General features: G+C 38.3%; 9 protein-coding genes. 3 read left to right on the top strand and 6 right to left on the bottom strand.

Features of this window, described 5'->3' with window-relative positions; genetic code table 11:
- Positions 1 to 1,064: 1,064 nt before the first annotated feature.
- Complete coding sequence (locus tag DYY65_RS04425; protein WP_162476775.1) at positions 1,065 to 1,778, bottom strand: hypothetical protein; 714 nt, start codon at positions 1,776 to 1,778, stop codon at positions 1,065 to 1,067.
- 463 nt (positions 1,779 to 2,241) lie between these two features.
- A complete protein-coding gene (locus DYY65_RS04420; protein WP_236561662.1) occupies positions 2,242 to 3,135 on the bottom strand; it encodes a prohibitin family protein in 894 nt (297 codons plus the stop codon).
- Positions 3,136 to 3,874: 739 nt separating this feature from the next.
- Between DYY65_RS04420 and DYY65_RS04415 the strand changes: the two genes are divergently transcribed.
- Positions 3,875 to 5,242: an NAD(P)/FAD-dependent oxidoreductase gene (locus tag DYY65_RS04415; RefSeq protein ID WP_162476773.1), complete on the top strand. Its 1,368-nt coding sequence runs from the start codon at positions 3,875 to 3,877 to the stop codon at positions 5,240 to 5,242.
- A 139-nt stretch (positions 5,243 to 5,381) separates the two neighbouring features.
- Here the strand turns inward: DYY65_RS04415 and DYY65_RS04410 are convergent, their stop codons facing one another.
- The 3 genes from DYY65_RS04410 to DYY65_RS04400 all read right to left on the bottom strand — a co-directional run bounded on the left by DYY65_RS04410 (position 5,382) and on the right by DYY65_RS04400 (position 7,084).
- Complete coding sequence (locus DYY65_RS04410; RefSeq protein WP_162476772.1) at positions 5,382 to 5,561, bottom strand: hypothetical protein; 180 nt, start codon at positions 5,559 to 5,561, stop codon at positions 5,382 to 5,384.
- 84 nt (positions 5,562 to 5,645) lie between these two features.
- A complete protein-coding gene (locus DYY65_RS04405) occupies positions 5,646 to 6,380 on the bottom strand; it encodes a hypothetical protein (protein WP_162476771.1) in 735 nt (244 codons plus the stop codon).
- A 44-nt stretch (positions 6,381 to 6,424) separates the two neighbouring features.
- On the bottom strand, positions 6,425 to 7,084 hold the full coding sequence (locus DYY65_RS04400; RefSeq protein ID WP_236561661.1) for a helix-turn-helix domain-containing protein: 660 nt from the start codon (positions 7,082 to 7,084) through the stop codon (positions 6,425 to 6,427).
- A gap of 1,377 nt (positions 7,085 to 8,461) precedes the next feature.
- Between DYY65_RS04400 and DYY65_RS04395 the strand changes: the two genes are divergently transcribed.
- Positions 8,462 to 9,436 carry an NAD(P)-binding domain-containing protein gene (locus DYY65_RS04395; RefSeq protein ID WP_201449326.1) on the top strand — a complete coding sequence of 325 codons (975 nt, stop codon included), beginning with the start codon at positions 8,462 to 8,464 and terminating at the stop codon, positions 9,434 to 9,436.
- A gap of 314 nt (positions 9,437 to 9,750) precedes the next feature.
- On the opposite strand, the gene DYY65_RS04390 is transcribed toward DYY65_RS04395, so the two are convergent.
- Complete coding sequence (locus DYY65_RS04390; RefSeq protein WP_162476768.1) at positions 9,751 to 10,155, bottom strand: response regulator; 405 nt, start codon at positions 10,153 to 10,155, stop codon at positions 9,751 to 9,753.
- A gap of 380 nt (positions 10,156 to 10,535) precedes the next feature.
- Between DYY65_RS04390 and DYY65_RS04385 the strand changes: the two genes are divergently transcribed.
- Positions 10,536 to 11,429, top strand: a complete 894-nt coding sequence (locus DYY65_RS04385; protein ID WP_162476767.1) for a proteasome assembly chaperone family protein — start codon at positions 10,536 to 10,538, stop codon at positions 11,427 to 11,429.
- Positions 11,430 to 11,605 lie beyond the last annotated feature (176 nt).

The raw sequence follows: 11,605 nt of genomic DNA, 5'->3' as shown, positions 1-11,605 counted from the left end.
TACCTAGAGCATAGAGCGTATTCCTTCGTAATACATTATACCAATGATAGCAGCCACATCCTCAGCCTAAACTTCAATTACTTTAGGTCATGATAGTTACTCTTAGCGGCTAATTAGAATACGATAAGAGTAATCTATATTCAATATGCGACAAGGTAAATTAGAGCTCTCTACGTATGCCTGCAACGAAGTATTAGACAAAAACATGCATTCATCTCAGGGACCATTATTATGCGAAAACCATCTAATGCTGAATAGTCGTTGGCTGGCAAGATAGACTTGCAAGTAAGCCAAGATAGGGTGATGTACTTTGCCAGCAGACTCTTTTCACCTTGGTTTGATTCAATAAATGAATGTGTAACGTACTATACCTACGTGCTTTAGATGCGTCGAAAGTTGATCAACCAAGCTAGGTGTGCAGATTCAATTTTTTTATCTGATTTTGTCAGATTTGGGAAATATACTATTCAAGTCGAAGCCTCCCGAGCGGCTCTGATTGAGTTCTAAATAACTAACTGATGCTTAGACTAATTCAATAGACCAGCCTTAGTTACAGGACGTTTGAACCATTATCTATGATGCTGCGCAACACTGATTACAAGCAATCCACAGCAAGTAAGAAGCAGATGGGTCACCAATTCCCTCGAGATTACCTGTAGCCTAGTCTGTCCATCTTTCACTCGCCCAAAGTGTTTAGTCGAATCCCCAGACCGTGTGTGTAGCGAGATCACACATGGCCTTTAGTAAATCTTATCTTATCTTATCTTACGTCTTGCCCGACGTATTGCGGTTGATTACAAATAGTGAATCTTGTATTTATTCCAGCATTAAGTTCCATATTCACAAGATAGACCAATCTGAACAAGAAGTCGTCTCACATGTTCATTATTCTTTGGTAGTAGTGTATAGATACAGCATTATAGTGAACGTATCGAAGGCAGCGAACGCTCCAGATAGGGCTAGTCATTTTGACCTCATGACAATACGTACGATATCAATAAGAACAACAATATTGAGCGTGACTTAGAAAATAATCCAATCCTAGATAAATGAAGGGAATCTATCTATTTTGTATCTTTTATCCATATATGTTCAACTTTATATGCAGGAATCATTTCTCTTCGTAAGATTAAGTTAGAACGCTCTTGTTTATAAAATGTAATTGTAATATAATCTGCTATAGCTTGAATGTTTATAGTTTCAAACCTCCCTGTAATCTTCGAAGTATTAAATTCTGATATTGCTATCATTTCCGGATTATCCCATGATCTGCTCGTATAGTGAATAATCACATTATCCACTTTTGTTCCGTGGAATTTAATAATCTTGTTTGTATCTTCGTTGTCCATCTTAGATCTGGCGTATGTTAGATTGCTTGACAACCAGTCAGACTTATCTGTTAGAGATGAATTGGAAGTAATGGCCTTAGAAACTTCTTTGGAATCTGCCGGGTCTACAAAATTTTGTGAGTGTTCTAGTCCTTCTTCATCCTCTATTCCTCTTCTCCTAGTCATTCTTTCAGTAATATTTTGCCTCTTATTAGCTGAATGCATCTGTCTGACAATTGGCCCCTGTACTTCCGATATCTTTCCTGTTACATTACCCTCGGCTAAATGTCTAGACCAGACAGATGCATCTGGAGTGTCTTCTATATCAATTATACCATGAGAGACTTTGTCAGCCTTCGTTGTATCTATGGTAGTCCTTTTATTTCTTTTATTAACTAGTGAATGATTTTTTCCTTTATTTCCTTTTACACTGTTAAGATTCCGTTTCATATGACACCATTTACGATATATTATTTATATGTGGTATATAATCAGACTTGTACTTACGGTTCATATCTATTCTAAACTCAAGAATGGTTTTTGAGACAGGTATGCGTCAAAATTGTCCCTTTATTACCACTCGCTTTGTACAAATCGTACAGGATAGGCCAAAAATTTTCCTCTGCTAATACTCAGAAATTTAGAAGTAGAATAGAACGAACCTTCGTATGGATGGCTCAAGTTTTAAGTGAATCCAGACATAATATAAGAGATTAGCATCGACCTAACTAAGTTTTATTCATCTTGGCTGTATAATGATGCTAATGAGGTTTTTTAGATGAGTTCATTACTTTCCGCTCAACGCTTTTCCCTTGCTACACTCAAGAAAGCCAATAATACAATTCCTTAGCAGCTTGTTTTCTTCAATCTGAGATCCGGCCCACTTGTTTGAAACACCATGCATCATATGAAGTCATCTGGTCGTGGTTTGATTTTGGGTCTGACTTTGGTTTTGTAATAAGCCAGGCTTTACCTCTGGTAGCTGGAAGAAAGGAACGCCTCCAGTCCCGCCGAGAGCATATGGTAGTTGTCCATTCCATCTGTTGATAGAAAGCCACTGGAGATAATCTGGACTATGTTCTAATTGTGAAGTGATAATTCGAATAGCCTGTGACTCTCCTGTGGCTCTCGCTACATTTGCTCTGGCTGCTGCCTGGGCCTGCACAACAGTCTGGTTCGCTATTACTTTAATGGCCAGCAAATTATTCTGTTCTGTTAGATATTTTTGGAATGCAACTACCTTTGATTCAACTTGATTAGCAAACGCCTGTGAGAATTTAAAATCTGTGATAAAAACCGTTTCTACAACAATATCTCTTGCAGATAGAGTATTGGCTATAGTCTGTGCTATGACGGCTTTTGCTGTGGCCCTTCTGGTAATCAGCTCTTCAGCGTTGAATTTAGCAACACTTGCCTTGACGGACTCCTGTATAGTAGGCGCAATTATCCTTTGTTCATAATCTGGCCCCAACTGCTGGTATATGATGTTAGCTTGGCTGGGGCTTATATGATAATTCAAGGCTATTGTAGTTTGTACCTCTTGTAAATCGTTGGAAGCTGCGGTCGCGTTAGCTTCGAATTTTAGAGTCCTGACTTCCATTTGTACTACCTGTTCAGCGAATGGGATAATGAAGTGTAGGCCCTCTCCCAGGACACGGTTCTCTACAGCTCCTACGTACAAAACTACTCCTCTATGTCCAGCCTCCACTACTACAACAGATTCAAACATGACTATAATAATAACAACAAAAGTTATGACTCCTGCAACAATTTTTAACTTGCTAGAAGGCATGCCCGAGCTTGGCATGTTGTTATATCCGCCTGTCCTCCCGTATGGACTTGAAGATTTTCTGAAAGGATTTCTCATAAATCTTGTCTATCTTTTAATATAGACTTGATGATGGTTTGTAGGTAATTTAAAGTTGGTGGATAAATTTACGTGGCTGCCGTAATCACCAAAAACAATTAAAACAAATTAACAATCTTTCACAGGAATTTTCAACCATAATAATAAAATTGAATCGGCATATGCTCTGAACTCATCTCTACTTGGTAGTAACATTAGTCCTATTCCCTTCAATTCGCCCGTAATTCGTTGTATGGCCAGGCTGAAACTAAAGTGCTAGAAATATGCTGCAGAAATATGTAACCTGGCATATAACGTTAGTTTTATGGCAGGATATTTCAAGGAAGAATTATGTCTAGGCCAATAGCATTGAATACGTTCTATGCCTAAACATTTTAGTCAGACGATTAAAATACTAACCGTTTGCGATGAAATCATATTGAAATACTAACTGTTTGTTTCAGACACGCTGCTTAGCTCAATACCTGGACACTAATTACAAAAATGGTGCTCCTGATCATCACGTGCCATCTGTAAAAACAGACTTCCCATTTGATAGGCAGTTCCAAAATGTTCCTAGAGGGAGATCGTTTGGTGAGGTAGCTAATGAATTTTAGAACTCCTAAACTGTACTTACTATCAAGCTGGTCAATTAAGAAACAAATAATATCACTTGAGGCCAATTCCCAATGGCAATGTGTTGAGATCAGACAATCGGTATAGCGTTGCAATCATTGGTGGAGGCATATTAGGCACTGCTATTGCTTATTTTTTAAGTCGCGCCTCGGCCCCTAGGATGAACAGTGTAGTCCTTATAGAACAAGAACAAACCATTGCGATGCATGCTAGTTCCAGAAACACTGGCAAGGTTCATGCCCCATTTCTATATAATCCGGTTGAAAAAAAGTTATTTGCTAAAGCGGCTTTCCTGGGCTTCAAGATGTTAAAGGAATATTGTAGCTTGAAATCATTACCTTTTAAACAGGATGGCGTATTGGAGGTAGCGACCCATGATAGTGGAATAGATAGACTGCACAAATACTTAGAGTGGGGATATTCCAACGGGCTGAAGAAAGATGAATTACAATATTTGGAAAAAGCTGCTGTTCAAAAACTAGAACCAAATGTGAGGTGTCTCGCAGGAATTTATTGCTCTAAGGATGCTTCAACAAATTACGGACTAGTTACTAGACAAATTTTAGATGACGCACGCAAATTTGGTTGTAGTGTTATTGTTGGCTCAAAGGTAGAGAAGATTTTAGCTAGGAATTCCAATGATGGTGACACATCTCAAAATGTCGTAACCCTCCATATCAGTAATGGGATGAACATTAAGACCGACTATGTTGTAAATACAGCCGGTGGCAATGCTATTGACATTGCTCATGGCATGAAAATAGCAACCCAATATTCCGATCTTCATTTCAGAGGAGAATACTGGTTAGCCCCAGAAGAATATCGCGACCTAACCAAGTTGAGCATATATTCCGTTCCAAAATACCCGCAGTATCCATTCCTAGACCCGCACTGGATCATACGTGTAGACGGTAGACGAGAAATAGGTCCTAACGCAGTGCCTGTCTTTTCGCCTTATGCCTACAGCTTGAGCGCTAATATCAGATTTTTGATTCCAAAGATTTTCGAATCATCAAGAACTGGGGCACGGAGGATACTATTTGACAGGCAATTTTTACAACTGGCCAGCAGTGAATTGAAAAGTTCAATTTCCAAGACCGCTATGATAAATAGGGCCAAGGAGTTCTTGCCTCAAATCCGGCCCAGTTCATTTATACAAAGGGGGACTGCTGGTATAAGATCTTCATTAATAGACGTGCGAGGAAAATTTGTTAGTGACACTAAAATTATAAAGAACGAATATTCGGTGCACGTTTTGAATTATAATTCTCCTGGTGCAACAGGTGCTTTGCCAATTGCAGCTATGATAGCTCAGGAACTAATAGTACAAGGAATACTTGATCGCTCAAATCAAGGCAACAATTGCAAATATACTGATGTCAAATCCCCGAATTGGGACACGGCAGCCCTCTCTGAAGAGATATCACAGTAGTTAAGTTGTCCAGTTCTCAACCCAAACTAACTGACACTTGCAAGTTAAATTAGAGCGACATACTTCATTTACCTAGAAGGACTAACGGTTGAGTTTAATTGTTGAACGCGCTGATCTATCTATGAATATATTATTCTTCTCATTTGGGTGAAAACCAAAAAGCCCCGGCAGCATCCGAGGGCTGAAATTTAATCCTTCCAAATTTACTCGCCAGAGGTCCAGTTCCTTTCGGTAACCTCGTTTTCATCCCCTTAGTCTTGATATGGAATATTGATAGCAACTGGGCTCTCTGCCTGGATATTGCCGCATTTGATAGCATTTGAATACTCACATATCTCGGTGACTTCTTTCATGTCCATCTCAAAAGTTTTTGCCGGTCTATAACCTGCGAAAGAAATCAGCTCTAAATTCTTCGAAAACCGTAAATGCCAAACAGATTGTAAATTGCCTCGATTTCCTGGTTGTGAATGTATAGAAGGCTTTGGTTGAGCGCTTTGCTAGTGTCTTCATTCCTAAAAGCAGTGTTGGGTTGGAGCAACGTTTTGTTTTGGGTCAGATTTGTCCACATATTCGTGATCATATCCATACTAATGCCACCCGCAGAATTTGCAGCTGGAGGCTCAATCAGTCTCAGCTCTGGCTGCAACTCATAAGCGAATTCTAATATTTCTTGCTCCTTATATCCAAATGAAAGAAGCTGGGCCAACACATCAGCTACTTTCTTTTTGTTAGCCAATGCAACCTGCATAGAAAGATATTCACGTTTTATTTCGTTGAATTTTATCTGTGCATTTTTGCATCTTTCTTGATAGCCCAAATGAGGTTCATAATTTTCATCAATATCTTTTAAAAATGTACGTACCGCACTATTAACTGGAATGTCGTAAGCCATAGATATCTCCTTGTCCGAGAGAATTATTAAATCCTTAAACCCAAATCCAGTACTCTCCAAAATTTGAAGTTTGTTAATCACGACATGATTAGTTGCTAGTACAAGCTCTTGTTTGGAGCGCTCTTCCTCCAGCGTTCCTAATAATAACTTCTTATCCCTAATCATGTGTTCAAGTTCAGCATCCAATGCCACTGAAGCCTTCAAGTTTGCCAAATTCCTAACTATTTCTTGTGCATCATAACCCAATTCCCTTGCGCGCTCTAAAGATTTAATGAACAGCTCTAAATCGTCTAGACGCCAGCCTTTTGCAACCTTGACTTCATTGCACGATAATCTTCGATTTGCCTCAGCGTTATCCCATGTTCATCCATAGCATTTTGTAACTTTGTCCTTGTTTGTCCTTCTTCTGTTTTCAAAGTAGCCACGCTTTTCTCAAGATTTTCCTTTTCAGTTCTTTTAATTGCAATGTAGTCTGACACCTGCCAAATTGGAACTGTTTCGCATAAAACGAGCAATTGCTTTATGCCCTGAGCTACATTTTGAGGATCTAGTCCTAACTCAGCGCATCGGTTATGAATATTAGAGATATAATCATAAAAGTCATCTTCGTTCACACCCAACTCACTTAGCACTCGAACAATCCTAAAACCTGATGCGCATTGTAAAGGGTTCAAGCCTGCTCGTTTCATCATGGTCCCTAGGTCTCTAAGGTCCATTGCTTCAGCTTCCTCAAGACCCTTTTTCCATGCTGCGACAATATTTGAAACAGAACCTTGGCTAATGCCTGTTTTTGAAGCTATTTGATTTCGGTTTTCGCCCTGTAAATACAGACTTATCGCGGCAGTTCTCAAATTTGCCGGTATACGTGGATTCATAATGAATAATATACGCAGGTCCAACGTATATGGTTTCAAATCTTCTAATTCGGTCATTTTGGTCATTTTGGTCATCAATAACAAAAATTTGGTCATCAATTTGGTCAAACCCACCCCGTGGTACCTTCATGATAATTTTTTTTTTTCAAGAAAAATATGATTTGGGAGCCGAACTAGTTTGTGCCCCTTTGAAGAATTAATATAAAAAAGTTGCATCTTGGATCTTTTAGATCCTATTATGTAATACTTGGCCATCATATTCTCATTTTTCTATGACGAACAAGTTTTTTCGTTAATGGGCAGAGTTAGGATGTGGATCATGTGTGTTCGGCCGAAGACTCAAATCGTCCTTGGAAATTTTATTGTGTTTGAGCCAGACCAGAACTCATACTTAGTCTGCTGAATATCTGGCTTTGTCCGACCTCAAAGTATCTTAGTCGGGCTATTCATGATGGGTATGGACTGGATAGATTGAGTATTACCACCGCCTCAGAAAGTGGAATATGTATTTTAAAAATTCTCAATATTATGGCTTGCCAAAATCTTAATCAAACAAGAAAATCTGACTTGACGGTCATGATGAGTTCCGATTATTTTCCATTTTCAACATAATGACCGTGATTATGGAATAATGAGCGGTAGGACCATTCGAGTAAAAATTTGATATTATATAATTATAATCAAGATATCAGAATTTAGTTCAAGCTAGCCTTAATTCAATCATGTAGATTGTTGTAACGTTCTAGAGTCTAATGTCGTGATATCAGTAAGTTTCAAAATTATTCCAATATCAGATAATCTTTCTGTAAACAGAGATGCGTATGATATGTGGTACCATTTGGGAGATCGATTATCAACTATACTATTATACCATTCACTTGCCATTTTCTCCTCTGTAACCGTAATTGTTGCTGGGAGAATAAAGATTAAGTGGAATAAGAACGACAATAACGCAATGATTATTACTATCACTACAATTATCCAAATGATATATAACAGTCCACCGGCTAGTCCCAAATTGCATTGCCTTCCCAGGTCGTCCAATGTTTTTGGTTTAGGCTGGCCAACTTCTTTTCATTATATTATTCCATTACACAAAATATTATACATGGAATAGAGATTCATTAAGAAGACAGTATTTATTTAGTGACTAAACTCGGCATGCAAGACCTGAATTAGGTCCAGTTCTTTCTCCCATATTACTCTTTCAGGATAAGTCATACAGCAATCCAGATTTTAATGATTAAGAAATATTGAATTCTTACATTTAGGTCAAGCCGGGTCAATCAAACACTTCAAAGCGAACATACTAAGGGGAGTAAGGGATGATTAAGTACGTACTGAAATATTAAGTTTGCTATATGAGAATTATTACTGCGGAATCTACGATATATTTGACGTTCTAATGCTCATATAGTCGGTAGTACATTATTTTATGCGATCATACAATTTATGCAGTTTGAGAAAATATTGGTTATTGGATTAGGGCAGCTGGGATTACCAGCAGCTAAATATGTCAAAGAAAAGGGATTTGAAGTATATGGCTTTGATGCTAGCTTGGAAGCAGTTAATAGGGCTGAGAGTATTGGAGGAATAGAAAGAGCCCATGATTTTAGAGATTACGACGCATATATTATTTGCATCTCCACGCATTCCCCCGATGATATGTTCTCACCCCAAACAGAAGGAATATTGTCAATAGCTGATAGGATTTCAAAAGAAGCAAAGAGAGATGGAGCTCTTGTATCTATTGAGAGTACTATTCCAAGGGGAACATCACAGAAAGTGTTTGAGATACTTCGCCATAGGCTACATGTAGTTCATGCACCACATAGATGGTATGCTTTAGAAGAAAAAGAACATGGAGTAAATCAGTTGCGTGTAATAGGAGGAGTATGTGATTGCTGTCTGGGAGTAGGTATGCAGTTTTATGATAAAGAAACAATTGAGGATAACAACAACCACAACTACAGCAACAACAATACATTTAGTACTATACACACAAACTCGGCCACTCTGGAACCGAGTTTGAATACCAAGATGGTCACATATAAGAAGAGCCTAGAGATTCCTATGCATCCTGTCTCAAGAATTGTAATTGCAGAGACAACAAAAATAGTCGAGAATGCACATAGATACTTGCAGATAGCATTTGCAGAGGAACTTTATCTTTATTCTCAAGCAAATAACATAAGCTTTCCGGAACTAAGAGATGCTCTAAACACCAAATGGAATGTCAACATTCTGGAACCAAGAGAAGGGATAGGAGGTCATTGCCTACCCAAAGATACCAGGATGTTCTTAGAGTCTTCGAACTCTATAAGAAGCAGAATTCTAACTGCGGCTATGGAGGTAGATCATAATTACAGAGCCTTCAGAGCAGGTTTAAATCATAGACTACATGTTGAAGAGGATCATAATGATTAGCTGGTAAGCCCCCCTCACTTATTACGTACACCAGAATCAGTACATTTTTTGTTTGCAATCTACTCGCCTTCAATATTGATAAAAAGCATTATTTATGACAGGCAGATTTAGATAAGGAAGCTGCTCACTCACCATACTCAGCTAGCTCTACCTCTGTGTCCAATCGAGGCTTGGATCTGTTACTGAGGCTAAATGTGATCTTTAATTCTTATGTAAACTGGCTTGTTTTAGTTGTCATTTCTGAGCGTAAAAGAATGGTATAATATACTCTATGGTACAAGTAACACCATACCACGTGTGAATATTGCTTTGAATTAGATGCTTATCTGGACGTTAACACACCTACGAACTAGTTCTACAAGATTTTTAATAGCAATCGGCTTTTGGATAAACTCATCTATCTTTACTGATTGCAAAAGTCTTCTAAACTCTTTGTCGTCGATTTCAAATGCTGTCATAAGGAAAACTTGGACTTCTGGCTTTATTTTTTTAACATTTTTTATAAATTCATATCCATTCATTGCGGGCATTCTAAGATCAGATATTACTAACCCGTATTGATTAGAATTAATTTGAAAATGTTCCAAAGCTAGCAGCGGATCTGTGAATCCAAACACTCGAAAGCCTTGCTTTTCTAAACCTTGTCTCAGGACTGTAGTGATGTCGAATTCATCGTCTAGTAATAGTACGCTTTTACTAGAATCGTATGCCGGCCTCATTTCTGACTATACCTATTTACAATAAGAGACTATATAGGAATTTCTAATGATTATAATAACTATATAATGGATAAAATTGATTATGATTCTAATCCTGTATTTGGATGCGACATATCCTTTCATTTTATAGCAATTATATGGAATAGTATAGCAGATTCATGATGTTTCAGGTCACTTTCGGAACACGTGATCCATTCCCAATCTGATCTATGAAAATAACACTAAATTTAATGTCCAAAGTTTGATATCATACCACATCATCTCACGCTATATCATGTCATAATCATATCATTTTCGATTGAACTCACAATATTTTATATGCACAAACCTTCCTATGCTCACAAGAAATATATTTCTATAATCAGATTAAGTAATACCAAGTGACGAAAATTAAAACGAAAGGAATAGCTCAGACTAATACTCACACCGATATTGATACTGGTACCTCAGGGGTCGAAACCAGAATCAAACCTCTTGCTAGTATTGTACAGGGGAAAAATAACCTGGACTCTCCTATCCTCATTGCAGGGTTCCCGGGCACAGGGCTGGTTGGCTCTATAAGTACAAGTTACATTATCAATAAACTCCATATGAATCAAATAGCATGCGTAGAATCCCAGTATATTGTTCCTGGGGTAATTTATTCAGAGGGTAAGTTGAGGCATCCATGTCGGGTGTACGCAAACGAAAAAGGTGATGTTTGTGTTCTTGTATGTGAGGCACCAATAATAATCGAAGGCATGTATTCTGTTTTAGATGCAGTCTCGAAATGGATTCTCAATAATAAAGTAAAAGAAGTTATGGTTTTGGATGGAATAGCAGTAGAAGGATTACCGGATTCAAAAAGAGTGCCTATGATTTTGTCAAGCAATGGAAGACAGGCAGACGCAGCGAACCTTATTAATGGAAATGAAGTGAAAAGCAAAGAGCAAGGAATCGCAGTTGATAACAGCAGCATATATCCAACTACCGCTTTTGTAGGAGGAATGGCTGGCGGGATCTTATCTTCCTGCCTATCGAATGGTATTCCCTGTAAAGCTATGCTCATTTATGCGGCAAGGGGGATTCCTGATCCAGAGGGAGCAGCAGTTCTAATAGAATCAGTTAGTAGAATCGCGGACAATGAAAGTTTGAAAATAGATACACAACAACTTCGGAACCAAGGAGCAAACATAAGGGCAAATATGGAAAAGATAATTCAGTCCTATGCTAGGCAGCAGCAAGGTCAAACACAAAGTCCCATGTCCACTGAGGGAGGGATAATGTACGGATAACTGGTTTTGGATGTGTGGACGGTTTTCTTCCACGTGCCGGTCCATCCCGTATTTGAGATGGTTTCGAGTGTCCCGGTGATATCTCAGAATATTTGCTTTACTATCGGAGCATAGATACCAATTCCTTCAGATGACTCTACTTAATAGTATAAAAATAAAGCCTGAATGTAACATTC

Origin of the sequence: Nitrososphaera sp. AFS, assembly GCF_009898475.1 — an archaeon.
Classification (GTDB): Archaea; Thermoproteota; Nitrososphaeria; order Nitrososphaerales; family Nitrososphaeraceae; genus Nitrosopolaris.
Note: the sequence above shows the minus strand (reverse complement) of the source record. Positions and strands in the feature narration are given on the sequence as shown.

Coding starts and splice junctions, on each gene's coding strand:
- DYY65_RS04420 (WP_236561662.1), bottom strand. CDS start 3,135: ATGCCAAGCTCGGGCATGCCTTCTAGCAAGTTAAAAATTGTTGCAGGA.
- DYY65_RS04395 (WP_201449326.1), top strand. CDS start 8,462: ATGCAGTTTGAGAAAATATTGGTTATTGGATTAGGGCAGCTGGGATTA.
- DYY65_RS04410 (WP_162476772.1), bottom strand. CDS start 5,561: ATGCTATCAAATGCGGCAATATCCAGGCAGAGAGCCCAGTTGCTATCA.
- DYY65_RS04400 (WP_236561661.1), bottom strand. CDS start 7,084: ATGACCAAAATGACCAAAATGACCGAATTAGAAGATTTGAAACCATAT.
- DYY65_RS04390 (WP_162476768.1), bottom strand. CDS start 10,155: ATGAGGCCGGCATACGATTCTAGTAAAAGCGTACTATTACTAGACGAT.
- DYY65_RS04425 (WP_162476775.1), bottom strand. CDS start 1,778: ATGAAACGGAATCTTAACAGTGTAAAAGGAAATAAAGGAAAAAATCAT.